Annotated in this window: 16 protein-coding genes; 11 read left to right on the top strand and 5 right to left on the bottom strand. The window is 63.2% G+C overall.

Annotation, left to right across the window (positions count from 1 at the left end; genetic code table 11):
• Window positions 1–53: 53 nt before the first annotated feature.
• The 5 genes from C4N04_RS04155 to C4N04_RS04175 are packed head-to-tail and all read left to right on the top strand — an operon-like array spanning window position 54 to window position 7,291.
• On the top strand, window positions 54–1,064 hold the full coding sequence (locus tag C4N04_RS04155) for a MoxR family ATPase (RefSeq protein ID WP_106795483.1): 1,011 nt from the start codon (window positions 54–56) through the stop codon (window positions 1,062–1,064).
• A gap of 13 nt (window positions 1,065–1,077) precedes the next feature.
• Window positions 1,078–1,998, top strand: a complete 921-nt coding sequence (locus tag C4N04_RS04160; protein WP_009992953.1) for a DUF58 domain-containing protein — start codon at window positions 1,078–1,080, stop codon at window positions 1,996–1,998.
• Window positions 1,995–4,811, top strand: a complete 2,817-nt coding sequence (locus tag C4N04_RS04165; protein ID WP_106795484.1) for a DUF4159 domain-containing protein — start codon at window positions 1,995–1,997, stop codon at window positions 4,809–4,811. The genes C4N04_RS04160 and C4N04_RS04165 overlap by 4 nt, the downstream gene beginning before the upstream one ends.
• A gap of 1 nt (window position 4,812) precedes the next feature.
• The gene (locus tag C4N04_RS04170) at window positions 4,813–6,885 is read left to right on the top strand and encodes a hypothetical protein (RefSeq protein WP_086156326.1); all 2,073 of its coding nucleotides are present in this window, start codon (window positions 4,813–4,815) and stop codon (window positions 6,883–6,885) included.
• A gap of 4 nt (window positions 6,886–6,889) precedes the next feature.
• Window positions 6,890–7,291 (top strand): GNAT family N-acetyltransferase, encoded by a 402-nt coding sequence (locus tag C4N04_RS04175; RefSeq protein WP_106795485.1) that lies wholly within the window; start codon window positions 6,890–6,892, stop codon window positions 7,289–7,291.
• Here the strand turns inward: C4N04_RS04175 and C4N04_RS04180 are convergent, their stop codons facing one another.
• Complete coding sequence (locus tag C4N04_RS04180; RefSeq protein ID WP_077990043.1) at window positions 7,292–7,855, bottom strand: N-acetyltransferase; 564 nt, start codon at window positions 7,853–7,855, stop codon at window positions 7,292–7,294.
• Between the two features lie 228 nt (window positions 7,856–8,083).
• Between C4N04_RS04180 and C4N04_RS04185 the strand changes: the two genes are divergently transcribed.
• Window positions 8,084–9,070 carry a glutathione S-transferase family protein gene (locus C4N04_RS04185; RefSeq protein ID WP_077990016.1) on the top strand — a complete coding sequence of 329 codons (987 nt, stop codon included), beginning with the start codon at window positions 8,084–8,086 and terminating at the stop codon, window positions 9,068–9,070.
• 6 nt (window positions 9,071–9,076) lie between these two features.
• On the opposite strand, the gene C4N04_RS04190 is transcribed toward C4N04_RS04185, so the two are convergent.
• The gene (locus C4N04_RS04190) at window positions 9,077–9,556 is read right to left on the bottom strand and encodes an NUDIX domain-containing protein (RefSeq protein ID WP_009991784.1); all 480 of its coding nucleotides are present in this window, start codon (window positions 9,554–9,556) and stop codon (window positions 9,077–9,079) included.
• A gap of 70 nt (window positions 9,557–9,626) precedes the next feature.
• Here C4N04_RS04190 and C4N04_RS04195 point away from each other — a divergent pair, with 70 nt between their 5' ends.
• The 4 genes from C4N04_RS04195 (at window position 9,627) to C4N04_RS04210 (ending at window position 12,792) form a co-directional block, all read left to right on the top strand.
• On the top strand, window positions 9,627–10,535 hold the full coding sequence (locus C4N04_RS04195; RefSeq protein ID WP_077990015.1) for a metallophosphoesterase: 909 nt from the start codon (window positions 9,627–9,629) through the stop codon (window positions 10,533–10,535).
• A 156-nt stretch (window positions 10,536–10,691) separates the two neighbouring features.
• The gene (locus tag C4N04_RS04200; RefSeq protein WP_077990014.1) at window positions 10,692–11,252 is read left to right on the top strand and encodes a hypothetical protein; all 561 of its coding nucleotides are present in this window, start codon (window positions 10,692–10,694) and stop codon (window positions 11,250–11,252) included.
• A 186-nt stretch (window positions 11,253–11,438) separates the two neighbouring features.
• Window positions 11,439–11,948, top strand: coding sequence for an RNA polymerase sigma factor (locus C4N04_RS04205; protein WP_077990013.1), 510 nt, complete (start codon window positions 11,439–11,441; stop codon window positions 11,946–11,948).
• A gap of 1 nt (window position 11,949) precedes the next feature.
• Window positions 11,950–12,792 carry an anti-sigma factor gene (locus C4N04_RS04210; protein WP_077990012.1) on the top strand — a complete coding sequence of 281 codons (843 nt, stop codon included), beginning with the start codon at window positions 11,950–11,952 and terminating at the stop codon, window positions 12,790–12,792.
• Between the two features lie 430 nt (window positions 12,793–13,222).
• Here the strand turns inward: C4N04_RS04210 and leuA are convergent, their stop codons facing one another.
• The 3 genes from leuA to C4N04_RS04225 form a co-directional block, all read right to left on the bottom strand.
• Window positions 13,223–14,947 (bottom strand): 2-isopropylmalate synthase, encoded by a 1,725-nt coding sequence (gene leuA, locus C4N04_RS04215; protein WP_106795486.1) that lies wholly within the window; start codon window positions 14,945–14,947, stop codon window positions 13,223–13,225.
• Window positions 14,948–15,290: 343 nt separating this feature from the next.
• Window positions 15,291–16,490, bottom strand: a complete 1,200-nt coding sequence (locus tag C4N04_RS04220) for a benzoate/H(+) symporter BenE family transporter (protein WP_077990010.1) — start codon at window positions 16,488–16,490, stop codon at window positions 15,291–15,293.
• A gap of 189 nt (window positions 16,491–16,679) precedes the next feature.
• A complete protein-coding gene (locus C4N04_RS04225; protein ID WP_009993209.1) occupies window positions 16,680–17,264 on the bottom strand; it encodes an ATP-dependent Clp protease proteolytic subunit in 585 nt (194 codons plus the stop codon).
• Between the two features lie 229 nt (window positions 17,265–17,493).
• Here C4N04_RS04225 and C4N04_RS04230 point away from each other — a divergent pair, with 229 nt between their 5' ends.
• Window positions 17,494–18,270 (top strand): DUF2076 domain-containing protein, encoded by a 777-nt coding sequence (locus C4N04_RS04230; protein ID WP_096769000.1) that lies wholly within the window; start codon window positions 17,494–17,496, stop codon window positions 18,268–18,270.
• Window positions 18,271–18,298 lie beyond the last annotated feature (28 nt).

Consider the following 18,298-nt stretch of genomic DNA (forward strand, 5'->3'; position numbering starts at 1 on the left):
ATGTATAAGTCCGCCGATTCGCTGCCGAATGAATTCAGCCGTTGGAGATGCCCATGGGTATGATGAAGACCGAAGCCAGCCTCGATGAAAAGGCGACCGTCGCCGCCGCCGAGAAGGCGCTCTCCGATATCGCCGCCATCCGCACAGAAGTCTCTAAGGTGATCTTCGGTCAGGAAAGCGTCGTCGAGAACACCATTCTCGCCGTGCTCTCCGGCGGTCATGCCCTACTCGTCGGGGTGCCCGGCCTTGCCAAGACGAGGCTGGTGACGACGCTCGGCGAAGTGCTCGGCCTTGCCGCCAACCGCATCCAGTTCACGCCCGACCTTATGCCTTCCGATATTCTCGGCTCCGAAGTCATGGACCAGGACGACAGCGGCCGCCGCTCCTTTCGTTTCGTCAAGGGCCCGGTCTTCGCCCAGCTCCTGATGGCCGACGAGATCAACCGCGCATCGCCGCGTACCCAGTCGGCGCTCCTGCAAGCGATGCAGGAATATCATATCACGATTGCCGGCCAGCGCTATGACCTGCCGGCGCCCTTCCATGTGCTCGCCACCCAGAACCCGCTGGAGCAGGAAGGCACCTATCCCCTGCCCGAAGCCCAGCTCGACCGTTTCCTGCTGCAGGTCGACGTCAACTATCCCGAGCTCGCCGCCGAGCGCCAGATCCTGCTCGAGACGACAGGCCTCGGCGAAACCCGGCCGCAGGCGATCATCGATGCGCAGCGGCTGATCGAAATCCAGACCCTGGTGCGCCAGATGCCGGTTGGCGAGACGGTCGTCGACGCCATCCTTTCGCTGGTCCGCTCTGCTCGCCCCGGACAGGGCAATGCGTCTACGGACAAGAACGTCGCCTGGGGTCCGGGCCCTCGCGCCGGCCAGGCGATGATGCTTTGCGCGCGCGCCCGGGCGCTTTACGAAGGCCGTCTCGCCCCATCTCTCGACGATGTCTTGGCGCTGGCCGAACCCATTCTCCAGCACCGCATGGCGCTGACTTTCGCCGCCCGCGCCGAAGGCATGTCGGTGCGCGACGTCATCGCCGGACTGGTGAAGCAGGCAAAGGGATAAGGAAGCCGGACGCGTGGCATCTATCGGACAGATCGTCAACCCGACGTCAGGCAGCGATGCCCTTTCCCGCGCCAGGCAGCGGGCCGCGCTGATGCCGGACTGCCTGGTGGAAGCCAAGCGCATCGCCAACACGGTGATCGCCGGCTGGCATGGCCGCCGCAAGCGTGGTATCGGCGAGAATTTCTGGCAGTTCCGTCCCTATGCCGAGGGTGAGAGCCTGTCGCGCATCGACTGGCGCCGTTCCGCCCGCGACGACCATACCTATGTGCGCGAGCGCGAATGGGAGGCAGCGCATACGATCTGGCTCTGGTGCGACATGTCGCCTTCGATGATGTACAAGTCGAGCTACGGCAGCGCCTCCAAGGAAAGCCGGGCGCTGGTCGTCATGCTGGCGCTGGCCGAAATCCTGTCTCGCTCCGGCGAACGCATCGGCTGCCCCGGCATCATGGAACCCGCCTCCACCCGCAATGCAGCAGAACGCCTCGCCTCCGCGCTGATGCACGCGCCGCTGACCGGCGGCCTGCCGGAAACGGGGATGATCCGCGGCTGGAGCGACCTCGTCCTCATCGGCGATTTCCTCGACGACGCGCCGGCGATCATGGAGCGGCTCGGCCCGCTTGCCCGCCGCGGCCTGCGCGGCCACGTGGTCGAGATATCGGACCCCGCCGAGGAAATCTTTCCCTATAGCGGCCGCACCGAATTCACCGATCCCGAGACCGGCGCCAAGCTGATCTCCGGTCGCGCCGAACATATCCGCGAGGCCTATCGCAACGCTTACCTCGCCCGCAGGGAGAGCCTCGGCCAGTCGCTGCGCCATCTCGGCTGGACCTTCACGACCCATCGCACAGATCACCTCGCCTCCGAAGCGCTGGTCGCGGTGCACATGTATTTGTCCGGCATGCCGGCCAAGGCGACGCATGGAGGGCAGCTATGAACGCCCTTCCCTTCGCTTTCGCCTATCCCGCCATTCTCGGCGCCCTCATCGCCCTGCCGGTGATCTGGTGGCTGCTCAGGCTGACGCCGCCACATCCGAAGAGCGAGATCTTTCCGCCGCTGAAGATCCTTGCATCGGTGCTGAAGCGCGAAGAGACGCCGGCCCAGAGCCCCTGGTGGCTGACGCTGCTGCGCATGCTGCTCGCCGCCACCATCATCTTCGCGATCGCCGATCCGGTCTTCAATCCGCGCACCGGTTCGCTCGCATCGGGCGGCCCGCTCGTCCTCTTCGTCGACAACAGCTGGGCCGCCGCACCCGATTGGGAGCGCCGCGTCCAGACCGCCGACGCGCTGATAGACGATGCCGAATCCGCCGGCATGCCGGTGTCGATCGCATTTACCGCCGATCCGACCAACGACGCCGTGCCCGGCACCGCCGCGGCCGCCCGCGACAAGCTGCGCGCCGCCGAGCCGCGGCCGCTGGTGCCGGACCGCGAGCGCGCCTTCCAGGCGCTGCGCTCCGCCCTGAACGGCATCAAGCCTGGCACCCTCGCCTTTCTGACCGACGGCGCCGCCGCCAAGGCCGACGACGCCACGGTACGTCAGCTAGCCGAACTCCAGCCCACTGATCTGCGCCTGATCGAGGGGGACGCCGCGCGGACGATTGCGATCACCTCGGCCAACAATACGGCCGATGCCATGACCGTCAAAGTCACGCGCCTCAACCCTTCGCATGCCGCATCCGTAGCGCTGAACGCCGTCGATAGCCAGGGCCGCTCGATCGCCAACGGCAGGGTGGACTTCCGTCCGGGCCAAAGCGTGGCAACGAGTTCGATCACCGCCCCCTTCGAGATGCGCAACGATTTCGCGCGCATCAGCGTCGACAATGGCGCGACGTCAGGCGCGGTCCATCTTCTCGACGACGCATTCAAGCGCCGCCGTGTGGTGCTGCTGTCGGGAGCAAGCGGGGATGAGTTCCAGCCGCTGCTGTCGCCGCTCTATTATATCCAGCGGGCGCTGCAGCCCTATGCGGATCTGATCCAGCCCGGCGATTCCGATCTTTCGGTCGCCATCCCGAAACTTCTCGCCAGCAATCCCTCGATCATCATCATGGCCGATATCGGTCGGCTGCCGGAGGACACCTACGAACCTCTGACGCACTGGATATCGAATGGCGGCATGCTCTTGCGCTTCGCCGGTCCGCGCATGGCGGCAGCACCTGCCGACGACCCGCTCATTCCCGTCATTCTGCGGCAGGGAGAACGGGCGCTCGGCGGCACATTGTCCTGGAGCGAGCCGCAGTCGCTGGCCGAATTTCCAAATTTCGGGCCTTTCTCGGGCATAGCGCGTCCTGCCGACGTCGTCGTCAAGCGGCAGGTGCTTGCCGAACCCACGCCCGATCTTGCCGAACGCACCTGGGCGAGCCTCGCCGACGGCACCCCGCTCGTGACGATGAAGCAGCTCGCATCCGGCCAGATCGTTCTGTTTCACGTCACTGCCGAAGCGACATGGTCGGATCTGCCGATTTCGGGTACTTTTGTCGACATGTTGCGTCATCTCCTCCAGATATCGCGCTCGGGCGGCGTGACCCCGGAGGCCCGCGGCAATGCGCGTGTGGCCGAGACTCTGCCACCGTTCCGCATGCTGACGGCCAAGGGCACCCTCGTCTCCGAGACAGGTTCAGCGCGGCCGCTCACTCCAAAGGCCGGAACGGTGCCGACGGCAAATTTCGACAATCCGCCCGGGCTTTATGGTTCAGAAGAAGGTTTCACCTCGTTGAACGTGCTGCCGGAGGAGGCCGAACTGAAGCCGCTCGACACGGCAGGGACGACTGCCGTGCGCGAAGGCTTGATCGGCGGCGAAAGCTGGTCGGCAAAACCCGCGCTCTTTCTCGCCGCCTTTCTGCTGCTGCTGGCCGACAGCCTGATCGTCCTCTTCATGAACGGCGCCTTCTCGCGCTTGCGCCCGGCTGTCCGCACCATGAGCGTGATCGCAATCGCGCTCGGCGCTGGCTTCCTGCTGCAGCCCGGCACGCTGCACGCCAACGACTCTCAACCCGGCGACGACCTCATCTTGCAGCGGCTCGACAACACCCACCTCGCCTATGTCGTCACCGGCGAACAGGAGGTGGACAATATATCCGAGCGCGGCCTCGAGGGCCTCACCCAGTTCCTGACCTTCCGCACGACGCTGGAGCCGGCGCCGCCCGTAGGCATCGACCTCACCAAGGACGAACTCGCCTTCTATCCGATCATCTACTGGCCGGTTTCGGCAACGGCGCCAATGCCGTCATCGGCGGCGATCAGCCGCATCGACGCCTATATGCGCAACGGCGGCACCGTGCTTTTCGATACGCGCGATCAGATCAGCGCATTGGACAATGGCGGCAACGTCAGCGCCAACGGCCAGAGGCTGCAGGCGATCCTCGCCAATCTCGACATTCCGCCACTCGAGCCGGTGCCATCAGATCACGTGCTGACGAAATCCTTCTACCTCCTGTCGAGCTTTCCCGGCCGTTACGCCGGCAGCCCTCTATGGATCGAGGCCCGGCAGGGCGGCGGCCGTGAAGCGACCGAAAAATCGGCAGCGACGGCCGACGGCGTTTCGCCGATCCTGATCACCGGCAATGATTTTGCCGGTGCCTGGGCGGTCGACGACAACGGCGTGCCGATGCTGCCGACCGTGCCTTCCGACGAAGGGCAGCGCGAATATGCCTATCGTTCCGGCGTCAACATCATGATGTATATGCTGACCGGCAACTACAAGACCGACCAGGTTCATGTTCCCGACCTCCTTGAACGGTTAGGACAATGAGATGACCTTCGACTTTTCACCTTTTCTGCCCTGGCCGGTTCTGGCCGCGCTGGCCGCCATCGGCGCGATCATCGCCGTCTTCGCGATCTGGCGTGGCATCCGCGGCGCCTGGATCAGGACGCTGGCGGCACTCGCCCTGCTGACCGCGCTCGCCAATCCGGTGCTGCTGCAGGAGGACCGGGATCAGTTGTCGACGATTGTCCCCGTTCTCGTCGACCGGAGCCAGAGCCAGCAGACGCCTGACCGGGTCAAGATGACCGACGATGCGCTGGCAGCCCTGAAGGGCCAGCTCGCCCGCTTTCCTCAGATTGAGCCTCGCTTCATCGATGTCGAAGGCGACGTGAATTCCGACGTGCCGTCGACGCGCCTGTTCGAGGCGATGGCGGCCAACATCGCCGATGTCCCGCCGTCGCGCATCGGCGGCGCCATCATGTTGACCGACGGCGAAGTCCATGATGTTCCGGCCGCCAATCAGGCGCTGGGATTCGACGCGCCAATCCATGGCCTCATCACCGGCAAGGCCAACGAATTCGATCGCCGCATCGAAGTCATCAAGGGGCCACGCTTCGGCATCGTCAATGAGGAGCAGCAGGTCGTGCTGCGCGTCTTCGACGACGGCCCGAGCCCCGGCGGCACCGCCGACGTCACGGTGAAGCTCAACGGTGATGAAATCGCCACCCTGCAGGCGACACCCGGCCAGGATACGCCCTTCTCCTTCAAGGTGCCGGGCGGCGGCAGCAATGTGCTCGAATTCTCGGTCGCAGCACTACCCGGCGAAGTCACCACCGCCAACAACCGCGCCGTCCACGTCATCGACGGCATCCGCCAAAATCTGCGCGTCCTGCTGGTCTCCGGCGAGCCGCATGCCGGCGAACGCGCCTGGCGGAACCTCTTGAAATCCGACGCCTCGGTCGATCTCGTCCATTTCACCATTCTGCGCCCGCCGGAAAAGCAGGATGGCACGCCGATCAACGAGCTGTCGCTGATCGCTTTCCCGACACGCGAGCTCTTCATCGATAAGATCAAGGATTTCGACCTGATCATCTTCGACCGCTATCAGGACCGGGCGAATGTGCTGCCGATGCTCTACTACGACAACATCGCCCAATATGTGGAGAACGGCGGAGCGCTGCTGATCGCCGCCGGTCCGGAACATGCAAGCCCGGAATCGATTGCGATGACGCCGCTCGCCTCCGTGCTGCCTGCAGAGCCGACGGGCCGGATGATCGAGAAAGCTTTTTACCCCCGCCTCTCCGAGGAAGGCCGCAAGCATCCCGTCACCCGCGGCCTGGACGGCTCGGGTGAGGACCCGCCGCATTGGGGGCGCTGGTTCCGCAGCGTCGACGTCGAGCGGCCGCAGGGCGAGACGATCATGCTCGGCGCCGACAACCACCCGCTATTGGTGCTGAACCGCGCCGGCCAGGGCCGCGTCGCCATGCTGCTCTCGGATCAGGGCTGGCTCTGGGCCCGCGGCTTCGAAGGTGGCGGTCCGAACGTCTCGCTCTATCGCCGCGTTGCCCATTGGCTGATGAAGGAGCCGGCGCTCGAGGAAGAAGCGCTGACAGCGCGCGCCTCCGGCCGGACCCTTGAAATCACGCGCCAGACGATCGGCGACAATCCGGGCAACGCCACCGTTCGCTATCCCTCCGGCAAGACCGAAACCTTGCCGCTGACCCAATCCGAACCGGGCCTCTATAAGGCAGAGAAGCGGATGGACGAGATCGGCCTCTTCGAAATCCACAATGGCAAACTGTCGACCCTTGTCCATATCGGCGCCGTCGACGCGCCGGAATTCAAGGCGATGATCTCGACGACCGATGTGCTGAAGCCGGTCGTCGACAGGAGCAAGGGCCTGGTGACCCGCGTAGCCAGTGGAAAGGGCGCAATCAGCGTGCCGCCGATCCTACCGGTCCGCGGCCAGGTTCGCGTCTCCGACAATGATCGCATGATGATCCGCATGACCAGCGAGACGGTCTTGAAGGGCATCAATACGCTGCCGCTCTTTGCCGGTTTTGCCGGCGTCGGCATACTGCTGCTCGCCTTTGGCGCCATGTGGTGGCGCGAGGGGCGCTAATCGCATGCGAGAATTCGAGTTCACCGCTGCGCCTTCGCCGGAGGAGCTTGCGGCGATCACAGATGCGCTTTCGGCCTTCAACAAGGCCGATGTCGGTCCCGCGGACCGGCGGCCGCTTGCCATCCTGATCCGCGATACGGGCGGCCTATCCGGCTTTACCGCCTGGGGCTGGCTTTTCACCCAGATGCTCTACATCCCCGACACGTTGCGCGGCACTGGCATTGCGGGCAGGATCCTTGCACAGGCGGAGCAGGAGGCGAGAGCCCGGGGGTGCCGCGGCGCCTGGATCGACACGTTCAGCCCGCAGGCGCTGCGCGCCTATCTGCGCCAGGGTTATGAAGTCTTCGGGGAACTCGAGGATTTTCCCAAAGGCCGCACGCGCAGCTTTCTCCGGAAGATGCTCTGATCACCCGCGCCAGGCGATCACGCCCTTCAGCCGTTCATGCGCGCCCTCGGCGATCGGAACGACGAGCACACGACCGGGATCGACGGGGCCCGGGAAGGTAAGCGCATTATAGGCGACCTTCTCGAAGCCGAGCGGGCCATAATAGGGCGGATCGCCGACAAGGATGACGGCTTCCGAACCCTTGCGCCGCGCCGCTTCCACCGCAATCCGCACCAGTTCCCGGCCGATTCCCATATTCTTGTGCGAGGGGCGCACGGCAAGCGGGCCGAGAAGATGGCCTTTCACCGCGCCGGCCAGAACCGGCGTCATCCGCACGGAGGCGATCGTTTCACCGTCGTCGGCGCAGATGAAGGAAAGCGACAGGTCATGCGGTCCCTGCTCGCGAATGCGTGCGGCCGCCCGCGTGAAGCGGCCGGGGCCGAAGGCTTCTTCGTTGATGTGTTCGATGGCGGCGTCATGGGACGCGTCTTCAGTGAGGTAGACGAGATCGTGCTTGTACATGATGACAGAAACCGGATGGACAGATTGATGGGTCTCGAAAACGCCTTCGGCGTTCGGGAGCATCAGCGTCGTCGCGGGTTTCTGGAAATGAACATCAGTCAGAGATCCTAAAATCGTGAAAAGGCCGATAGCAGGAAAAATTTCCGTCGTCCAACGCAAAATGCACACCTGCAGCGCTCTGAATGATGCTGCGCGCGAACGGCGTGACGCACTGTTCAACCTTTATCACCTGCAAAGCCCCGCTATCTCAGGTAACTTCGGCTCCGACACGCAATCAAAGGAATGAAAATCATGGGAATGCTGGTGGACGGCGTCTGGCATGATGTCTGGTACGACATGAAGGAGAGCAATGGCCAATTCAAACGCCAGCCCTCACAGTTCCGCAATTGGGTGACGGCAGACGGCGCGGCCGGCCCCACCGGCAGCGGCGGCTTCCAGGCCGAGCCCGGCCGTTATCATCTCTACGTTTCGCTTGCCTGCCCCTGGGCGCACCGCACGCTGATCTTCCGCAAGCTGAAGAAGCTGGAGGAGCTGATTTCGGTTTCGGTCGTCGATCCGCTGATGGTCGAAAACGGCTGGGAGTTCAAGATCGGCGACGGCGCCACCGGCGATCACCTCTTCGGCGCGGCGACACTATGGCAGATCTACGTCAAGGCGAATCCACACTATTCCGGCCGCGCGACGGTGCCAGTCCTGTGGGACAAAAAAACCGGCACAATCGTCAACAACGAATCCGCCGAGATCATCCGCATGTTCAACAACGCCTTCAACGGATTGACCGGCTCGGAGGCAGATTTCTATCCGGAGGATCTGCGCGCCGACATCGATGCGATGAATGCCATGATCTACGACACCGTCAACAACGGCGTCTACAAGGCGGGCTTTGCCACCGCCCAGGAAGCCTATGCAGAGAATGTCGGTCAGTTGTTCGAAACACTCGACAGCCTCGACGAGCGCCTCGGCAAGGGCCGCTACCTCTTCGGCGACAGGCAGACCGAAGCGGACTGGCGTCTGTTCACGACGCTGGTGCGTTTCGACGCAGTCTATGTCGGCCATTTCAAGTGCAATATCCGTCGGATCGCCGACTACCGGCACCTGCCAGGCTACATGAGAGATCTCTACCAGACGGCAGGCGTCGCCGAGACGGTGAACCTGAATCACATTAAGCAGCACTATTACCGCAGCCACAAGACGATCAATCCGACCGGCATTGTCCCCGTCGGTCCGGCGCTCGATCTCGAGAGCCCGCATGGTCGTGCAAAGCCCGACGCGGCCTGAGGCCTTTCACCAACGATGGTCGGGCTGCTGCTCGCCGCGAAGTTCGGCGAGGCGGCGATATGTCGCCTCGGTCGTACCCTCGGGCAGGCTGTCGAGGGAAAAGAAGCCGCTATCGGAAATCTCCCAGTCTGGCGGACGCGGTGCCGTCTGCTCGACGGTTGCCCGGTAGAACACGACATGGTCGCGCCGGGTGGTTGTCGTGTTGAAATAGACCTGGATCAGCTGCGGCTTGCCGATGATCCTGAGGTTGCCCTCCTCGCGCAACTCCTTGGCCAGCGCTTCCTCGACCGTCTCGTTGCGTTCCAGCCCGCCGCCCGGCATATGCCAGCCGCCGACATAGCTGTGGCGGACCAGAAAAATCCGCCCCTCCGCATCGAAGCAGGCGGCTCTGACACCCATCGTCATGCCCCGGGCGAAGGAGAAATAGACATGCAGGAGGCGCAGGGCCGTCCTGATGTGAAGGGGCCGGTTTTCTTTATCCACCATCGCTCCGTTTCAGCTCTTCATCGCGCCGGATGTGTTTGATTTGTCAATAAGCTGGTCTATGTCTCGTAGCATGTTCAAGCTCGCCCATATTTCCGACGTCCATCTTGGGCCGTTGCCCCGTCTTTCCATTCAAGAGCTGTTTTCAAAACGCATAACGGGCTTTGTGAACTGGCATCGAAATCGGCGCAAGCACCTTTTCGGCAGCACGCTCGATCTGCTGCTCGATGACATCCGTGCCCATCAGGCCGATCATCTGGCCGTCACCGGCGACCTTGTCAATCTGGCGAGCGGCATCGAAATCCGGGCCGCGGCCGCCTGGCTGCGCGCGCTCGGCGATCCCGCCGAAACATCGGTCGTTCCCGGCAATCACGACGCCTATGTGCCGGGCGCCTATGAGAAATCGATGCGGGCCTGGTACGACTATGTCCGTGGCGATCTCGCCCCGGCGCAATGGCAGGAAGACCGGCATATCTTTCCCTATCTGCGCGTCCGCGACAAAGTCGCGATCGTAGGCTGCTCGACGGCGGTCGCCACCCCTCCCTTTGCCGCCTCCGGCTTCTTCGGCGCCCGCCAAGCCCGCGATACGGTGAACATGCTGCGCGCGGCCGGCGAAGCCGGTCTCTTCCGCGTCGTCATGATCCATCATCCGCCGATCCGCGGCGCCACGACCTTCTACAAGCGGATGATCGGCATCCGCCGCTTCGCCGCGGTGATTTCCACCGGCGGCGCCGAACTTGTACTGCATGGCCACACACACCTGAACACGCTGCACTGGCTGCGCGGCCAAGTGCAGCCGGTGCCCGTCGTCGGCATCGCATCGGCCTCGCAGGGACCCGGCAGCATCAAGCCGGCCGCAGCCTACAACCTCTTCTCGATCGACGGCTCTCCCGGTGCCTGGCAGCTAAGCGGCGAGCGCTTCAGCCTGAACCGGGCCGGCGACGCGGTGATTCCGGAAAGCGTTGATATTTTCGCGCCTTAGCGACTGATCCGGACTCCTTTTATTCAGCACTTGAATCGATCTGCGAAGACATCGGATCATCGTCGCAACATTTGCCATAGAGGTTTCTTACCCTCTTGGTATTTTCGGCGGTAAGCGTACAATCCGCGCAACTGCATCGCCAAACGGAGCCCGCTCATGATCTCCTCCTTCCATCGCCTTGGCAGAATCTCGCTGGCCGCCGGCTTCGCTTTCGGCATCGCCACGGCGGCCTTCGCGGTCGGCGGCGGCAACGACGACACCAACCCGCCGCCGAAGACCGAGACGACCAAGACCTGCACCGGCGGCAAGGTCTGGGACAAGACCAAGAAGGAATGCGTCACGCCGAAAAAGAACAGCTTCAACGACGACGATCTCTACAATTTCGCTCGCGAATTTGCCTATGCCGGCCAGTATGAGAACGCCATCACCGTGCTCAATCTCGCCCGCAACCAAAACGACCCGCGCATCCTGAACTATCTCGGCTATTCCAACCGCAAAGCCGGCCGCATGGAGCTAGGCATGTCCTATTACCGCAAGGCGCTTCAGGCCGATGAGAACTACATCCTCGCCCGCTCCTACATGGGCATGGCGCTGGCCGAGCAGGGAGACATCCAGGGCGCCCGCGTCCAGCTCGTTGAAATCCGCGATCGCGGCGGCGAAGACACCTGGGCCTATCGCGCTCTGCTGCGAAGCTTGAACGGCTATAAGACATATTGACGCAAGCTTTGCGGGCTAGATTACGAAAATTCCCTGGGAAAGGGGACTGCAAACGGCCGGTTGCTTGCGAAGTGGAGGAGAGTTGTTCCATAAAGCGCATGCATTACCGGCGACAATAAAGCCGGATTCGCGTCCGATCGCGGAAGCGTCGCCCGAGAAAACACTGTGAGTGCTCCTGGATAGACAATGCGTCAGCCCGCAACGACCATCGACCTCCGCCGCGATCTAGTCGGCCTTCTGCCGCGCCTTCGCCGCTTCGCAATCACGCTCGCGGGCGAGGCGACTGCGGCCGACGAACTTGTCCAGGCCGTCTGTCAGCGGGCTATCTCAAAGGGTCATCAGTGGAGCGGCGAAGGCCGGCTGGAAAGCTGGATGTATACGCTTGCCCGTCAGCAATGGGGCGACGACAGCCGCAAACGCAAGCCTAAGGCTTCCGTCCGCGGCAATGTCACAGATTTTAGAGAGGCCGCGCGCGAACGCTCGGCCTCGGTCGATCCCGACGCCATTCATCGCATGATCGCCGATATGCCGGACGGCGTCTCCTCGATCTTCCTGCTCGTCGACGTTGAAGGCCATAGCTACCAGCAGGCGGCCGACATCATGGGCATCCCGGCGGCAACCGTCGCCTCGCAGCTCGCCACCGCAAGGCTGCATTTCGCCGGCCTTGCCGGCACCCACCCGATCCACAGGTACTGAATTGCTCGATCTCAGGAAAATGTCGCTCGAAGCCCAGCTCACCGCCCTCCTCGATGGCGAAGTCTCGCCCGAACAGCGCCACGAACTGGAGCAGCGCCTGGCAAATGACGAGAATGCGCGCCGGCTGCATGAAAAACTGCGCCACGGCGCCGACTTCGGACGCCGCCGCCTCGACGACGTCCTGAAGGAGCCGGTGCCGCTCGCCCTCGTCCGCTCGATCAAGAGCACGCAGCCGCCGAAGACGCCGATCGCCCAGCGCGCCACGCGCCCGCAGGTGAAGCTGGCGCCGAGCGGCCCGCAGGCGCTGGCCGCCGCCCTCATCCTCTTCGTCCTCGGCTGCGGCATCGGCTACTTTGCAGGCACCGCCCCGGACGCAGACGAAATCGCAACCACGACCTCAACCTCAGCGCCGGCCAATACCAGCGACTGGCTCAGCGATGTCACCGCCTATCAACGCCTGCTGATCCGCCAGCCCCGTCACCTCGTCGAAGTGCCCGCCTCGCAGGCAGAGGAAATCTCCAGCTGGCTGACGACGGCCATCGGCGTGCCCTTCCGTGTGCCGGATCTCAGCGCCAAGGCATGGACCTTCCAGGGCGCCCGCGTCATTCTCGGCGACAACCGCCCTGTCGGCCAGCTCGTCTACTCCAATACCGACGGCGACATCATCTCCATCTGCTTCCGCAAGGACGCGCAGCCGCCCGAGACCGACGACTTCAAGGAAACGATCAAGGACGAGATCGGCCTCGTGACCTGGCACAATGCCGGCACCTCCTACGTGCTCGCTGGCCCCTCCGCCGAAGCGACCCTCGGCCAGCTCGCCATGGAAATCGCCACGGCGATCTGATGCGAGCTGTCTTCTGTGGCGAATGGTTACCGCTGGCGGAGATGAGGTGACACCATGGCAAAATCGACCATCAGTATCAGCCTCGCCACGTCTTTCAGGCTCCTCCGAGGTCGAATTATCTTGTGTGACGATAAGGCTTGCCCCCTCTTCTCCCCAGCGAGCGGGGAGAAGGTGGCCCGAAGGGTCGGATGAGGGGGCCGCACGGCACACCAGTCATTGCCCTTCGCTTGCGCTCAGCGCATTCGCTCCTGTCGTCGCTCCCCCCTCATCTGCCTGCCGGCATCTTCTCCCCGCCGGGGAGAAGCAGACTCGTGGCGACGTTTCGCCCCTCTGACACTTCGGTTGTCGTGTCGGAATGAGCCGACAGGATCGCCGACTGCATCCTCAGGCCGCGCCGTACCGAGACGATCGCGGCCTGAAGCCTATTTGATCAGGCCTTGCCGGCCTTCACCTCGAGCACCCGGTTGGCGGCCGAGACGATCGCCTCCAGCGAGGCCGCGACGATGTTGGTATTGATGCCGGCACCGAAGAGCTTGCCTCCTGGATACGAGGTCTCGACGTAAGAGATCGCCGCCGCGTTCGAGCCGTGCTGCAGCGAGTGCTCGGAATAGTCCTCGACCGACATTTCGATACCGAGGTAATGCGACAATGCATTGATGAAGCCGTCGATCGGGCCGTTGCCGCGCCCTTCGATACGCTTGATCTCGCCATTGTCCGATATCTCAGCCGCGACGACCCGCTGTCCCTTGCGCTCCGTATCAGGATAGGTGTGATGGTCGACGAACTTGAGACGAGCTTCGGGCTGCGTCACGTATCGCTCGATGAAGCGCTCGTAGATGCGCCTTGAGGGAAGCTCCTTGCCCTCGACGTCGGTGATGCGCTGGATGTCCTCTCGGAACTCGACCTGCAGATTGCGCGGCAGGTTGAGCCCATAATCCTGCTGCAGGATATAAGCGATGCCGCCCTTGCCGGACTGCGAGTTGATGCGGATGATCGCCTCGTAGGAGCGACCGACATCGCGCGGATCGATCGGCAGGTAAGGCACTTCCCAGACCGGATCGTTGGCGACCTGTGCAGCCTTCATGCCCTTGTTGATCGCATCCTGATGCGAACCGGAGAAGGCCGTATAGACCAGCTCGCCGACATAGGGGTGGCGCTCGGAGATCGCCATCTGGTTCGAATATTCGAACACCTCCTTGATGTGCTCGATGTTCGAGCAGTCGATGCCGGGATCGACGCCCTGCGTGAACATGTTCAGCGCCATGGTCACCACGTCGACATTGCCGGTGCGCTCGCCATTGCCGAACAGCGTGCCTTCGACGCGGTCGGCGCCCGCGAGCAACGCCAGCTCGGCAGCGGCAATGCCGGTGCCGCGGTCGTTGTGCGGATGCAGCGAGACGATCAGGTTCTCGCGGTTGTCGAGGTTGCGGCACATCCATTCGATCTGGTCAGCATAGACGTTCGGCGTCGCCATCTCGACGGTTGACGGCAGGTTTATGATGAGCTTGTTGTCGGGCGTCGGCTTCACCACCTCGATGACGGCGTTGCAGATCTCCAGCGCCACTTCGAGCTCAGTGCCGGTAAAGCTCTCGGGAGAATATTCGAACCGGTAGCCGCCGCCCGCCTTGGCGGCCATATCGGTGATCATCTTGGCGGCGTCGACGGCGATCTGCTTGATGCCCTGGACATCCTTGGCGAAAACGACGCGGCGCTGCAACTCGCTGGTCGAATTATAGAAATGCACGATCGGCTGGTTTGCCCCTTCCAGCGCTTCGAAGGTGCGGGTGATGAGTTCAGGCCGGCACTGCACCAGCACCTGCAACGAAACGTCTGCGGGAACATTGCCCTCCTCGACGCACCAGCGGGCGAAGTCGAAATCGGTCTGCGAAGCCGAGGGGAAACCGATCTCGATTTCCTTGAAACCCATCTCCAGCAGCAGATGGAACATGCGCGCCTTGCGGTCGTGGCCCATCGGATCGACGAGCGCCTGATTGCCGTCGCGCAGGTCGACCGAGCACCAGACAGGCGCCTTGGTGATTGTTTTCGTCGGCCAGGTGCGGTCGGGAATGCTTACCTGCGGATAGGGCCGGTATTTCAGCGCGGCATCGGGCATGCCCTTGGCACCTGCGGAGGATCGGCTGGTGGTGTTGTCCATTGTCTTGTCTCCTCGTCCCGGCATTTGTCCCGCCTCTTAGCCGATCGCATCGGGCTTGGCGATAAACAAATGCGGACCTTCGTCGGTCGTTAGGTCAGTTGTGAAAGTGAGTCGCGAGGAGCGATGGCCGGGCGGGCTTTCGGCCGCCGGGCGCTCCTCAAAGGACCCGGCAACCGCGCGTAAGGCCGAGGAGAAGAAGCGAGGTCAGGGCGCGCGAGACGTCACGCAGGGCGATTCGGCCGCGTGCAATCGTGTCGGAAATCTTGGCGCCAGAGCTCTTCATGGCCGCGCTTATAACCTCGGCCAGCAAAGCTGGCAAGCCCTCGCGACTCGCCGGCTTCCTCTACCCCTGCTGAGATCGATCTTTTGATATCTTCACCAGCCGCGACAGGGCGAGCATCAACCCGCCGGCGATCAATCCCCAGAAGGCGCCTGAGATGCCGCCGAAGGAGACGCCGGATGCCGTGACGAGAAAGGTGATCGCCGCCGCCTCGCGCGATTCGGGCGCCTGGAAGGCCGACATTGCCGAGGACGAGAAGGCGCCGACAAGCGCCAGCCCCGCCACCGCCTCGATCAGAACAGGAGGCGCCAAGGCAACGAAGGCCGTCACCGCGCCGGCAAGCAGCCCGAGGACGATGTAACCGACGCCGGCGATCAGCGACGCCCAATAGCGCCGCTTCGGATCCGCATGGGCGTCCTGCCCGGCGCACATGGCAGCTGTGATCGCAGCCAGATTGACCGCGTGGCCGCCGAACGGCGCCGAAAGCAACGAGAAGAAGCCGGTGACGGCAAAGAGCGGACCGGGCTTCGGATCGTAATGATTGACCTTCAGTACCGCGATGCCGGGAATATTCTGCGAGGCCATTGTGACGATGAAGAGCGGCAGCGCGATCGAGATGAAAGCGGCGAGGCTGAACACCGGCCGGACGAATTCCCCAGCCGGAACCAATGACTGTTGCAGCGAACTGAATGGACCGTCGGGAATATCGACACCGAAGGCTAGCACCAGCACGAATGCTGCGAGTGCCGCCGGCACTGCCCAGAGCCGCTTGAAGGCGCCGACGACGATCCAGGCGAGAACGATCGGCAGGCCGAACAGCGGATTGAAGCCGATTGCCTTCACCGGCGCAAAGCAGAGGCCGATCAACACGCCTGATAGCATCGCGTTGGCAAGCGGCGCCGGAATGGCGGCGACTGCCCGGCCAAGCGGCTTGAACAGCCCGGCGATGACGATCAGCACGGCGCAGATCAGGAATGCTCCGACCGCGGCATTGAAGCCGCCCTCAACCGACCCGGTACTTGCCAGCAACGCCGCACCCGGCGTTGACCAGGCGATGCTGATCGGCAAACGCGTCGCGGCGCTCAGCACGATCGCACAGACGCCCATGGAGATCGACAGTGCCATCAGTCCCGAGGCCGCCTGAACCTCTGTCGCGCCGACGGCCTGCAACCCATGCAGCACGACGGCGAAGGAGCTGGCGGAACCGACAAAAGCGGTGAGCAGGCCCATGAAAAGGGCCTGGACAGAAAAATCTTTGAGCATGCCGGACTCGCGAGCTGCGGGAATGGCGCATGGAGCATGATGGTTGCGCCACGCGCAAGTCCGGATTCGGGCCTTTCCGTCCAGCGGCTAGTCTTCGAGGGCCACCAGTCTTGCCTTGCCCGAAAAACAAACCGCCCTCGCCTGCGATCACAGGCAAGGGCGGCTCTCAATAGCTTCGACTCGGAAAACTTAGATATCGGCCTGCGACGTCACGATCCGCGAAACGAGGCCATAGTCCTTCGCCTCTTCGGCCGACAGCCAATAGTCGCGGTCGGTATCCTTGGCGATCTTGTCGAGCGGCTGGCCGGTGGCTTCAGCCATGATCTTGTTCAGACGCTCGTTCATCTTGATGATCTCGCGTGCCTGGATCTCGATGTCGGACGCCATGCCGCGCGTCCCGCCCGACGGTTGGTGCAGCAGGAAGCGCGTGTTCGGCAGGCAGAGGCGCTGCTCCTTCGGAGCGGCGACATAGATTAGCGCGCCGGCGGAGGCGACCCAGCCCGTGCCGATCATCCATACCTTCGGCTTGATGAACTTGACCATGTCATGGATGGAATCGCCGGATTCGACATGGCCGCCGGGCGAATTGACATAGATGCGGATGTCGTCGTCGCTGGCTGCGGCAAGCGCCACGAGCTGCGAGCAGACTTTCTGCGCCAGTTCCTGATTGATCGGTCCATAGATGAAGATCGAACGCGACTTGAAAAGATTCGCCTCCGTTTCCTTGCCGAGCGGCAGTTCCTTCGTCTTGTCGTCCTGTTCTTCGTCGTTCATTCGAACCTCTCGGAGATGAATTCGGGTTCCTCGCACATAGTGCGACTCAATGCCTAAAACAATGCGGGAAAAACACAAGGCACCGAAGCGGTGGAGATATCCTTAAGAAGCCGCGCGCCGTTCCGCAAGCCTTACTGAAATGTAACGGTGGAAGGCTTTGAAAAGCCTGAATCGCTTCCTACCTCACCCCTCACGCGGCAGAGCCGTACGAAATAACAGGAGACAAGACATGTCACCCGAAGAACGTCAACTGCTGACCGCCCTGTTCGACCGCGTGCGCACCGCTGCGGCCACGCCGCGCGACAGCGAGGCCGAGGCCCTGATCGACCAGGCGACGCGGCAACAGCCCTCCGCCACCTATTATCTGGCTCAGGCCGTGATCGTTCAGGAAAAAGGGCTGGAGGCGGCCGCCAACCATATCAAGGAACTCGAGGAACACGTCCGCCAGCTGGAAGCCGCCAGCAGTGAACACCGCCAGGCCGAACAGGGCGGCGGTTTCCTGAGCTCGATCTTCGGCAACACCCAGACGCAGCAGCCCGCCCCGGTTCCGTCCAGTCCTGCCAATCCCGGTCCCTGGGGCCAGCCCTCCCGCGGCTATGACGAACCCCGCGGTTATGACAGCAGCGCTCGCCAGCAGCAGCCGACCGGCCCCTGGAGCCAGCAGGCCTATGCGCCGTCGGCCGGCGGCAGCTTCCTGCGCGGCGCGCTCGGCACGGCAGCGGGCGTTGCCGGCGGCATGCTGCTCGCCAACTCGCTGAGCGGCATCTTCGGCAACCACATGTCCTCGCTCGGCTGGGGCTCGCCCTTCGGCGCCAATCCTTTCGGCAACGCCAGCGCGCCCACTGAGGAAACCGTCATCAACAATTATTTCGGCAATGACGACACCCGCCAGGCATCCGACAATGCCGGCAATAACAACGACGACGACAATCTGCAGCAGGCGGATTACGACAATGGCGACGACTACAGCGATGACTCGTCCGGGGATGATGTCACCGATGTTTGAGAACGAGCGCTGAAGCGTTAACGGCCAG

It is taken from the genome of Rhizobium sp. H4 (genome assembly GCF_003013335.1).
GTDB lineage: Bacteria > Pseudomonadota > Alphaproteobacteria > Rhizobiales > Rhizobiaceae > Rhizobium > Rhizobium sophoriradicis.

Excerpts from the sequence above, each read along its gene's own strand:
- C4N04_RS04155 (WP_106795483.1), top strand. The coding sequence starts at position 54 with ATGGGTATGATGAAGACCGAAGCCAGCCTCGATGAAAAGGCGACCGTC.
- C4N04_RS04165 (WP_106795484.1), top strand. The coding sequence starts at position 1,995 with ATGAACGCCCTTCCCTTCGCTTTCGCCTATCCCGCCATTCTCGGCGCC.
- C4N04_RS04170 (WP_086156326.1), top strand. The coding sequence starts at position 4,813 with ATGACCTTCGACTTTTCACCTTTTCTGCCCTGGCCGGTTCTGGCCGCG.
- C4N04_RS04175 (WP_106795485.1), top strand. The coding sequence starts at position 6,890 with ATGCGAGAATTCGAGTTCACCGCTGCGCCTTCGCCGGAGGAGCTTGCG.
- C4N04_RS04180 (WP_077990043.1), bottom strand. The coding sequence starts at position 7,855 with ATGCTCCCGAACGCCGAAGGCGTTTTCGAGACCCATCAATCTGTCCAT.
- C4N04_RS04185 (WP_077990016.1), top strand. The coding sequence starts at position 8,084 with ATGGGAATGCTGGTGGACGGCGTCTGGCATGATGTCTGGTACGACATG.
- C4N04_RS04190 (WP_009991784.1), bottom strand. The coding sequence starts at position 9,556 with ATGGTGGATAAAGAAAACCGGCCCCTTCACATCAGGACGGCCCTGCGC.
- C4N04_RS04195 (WP_077990015.1), top strand. The coding sequence starts at position 9,627 with ATGTTCAAGCTCGCCCATATTTCCGACGTCCATCTTGGGCCGTTGCCC.
- C4N04_RS04200 (WP_077990014.1), top strand. The coding sequence starts at position 10,692 with ATGATCTCCTCCTTCCATCGCCTTGGCAGAATCTCGCTGGCCGCCGGC.
- C4N04_RS04205 (WP_077990013.1), top strand. The coding sequence starts at position 11,439 with ATGCGTCAGCCCGCAACGACCATCGACCTCCGCCGCGATCTAGTCGGC.
- leuA (WP_106795486.1), bottom strand. The coding sequence starts at position 14,947 with ATGGACAACACCACCAGCCGATCCTCCGCAGGTGCCAAGGGCATGCCC.
- C4N04_RS04220 (WP_077990010.1), bottom strand. The coding sequence starts at position 16,490 with ATGCTCAAAGATTTTTCTGTCCAGGCCCTTTTCATGGGCCTGCTCACC.
- C4N04_RS04225 (WP_009993209.1), bottom strand. The coding sequence starts at position 17,264 with ATGAACGACGAAGAACAGGACGACAAGACGAAGGAACTGCCGCTCGGC.
- C4N04_RS04230 (WP_096769000.1), top strand. The coding sequence starts at position 17,494 with ATGTCACCCGAAGAACGTCAACTGCTGACCGCCCTGTTCGACCGCGTG.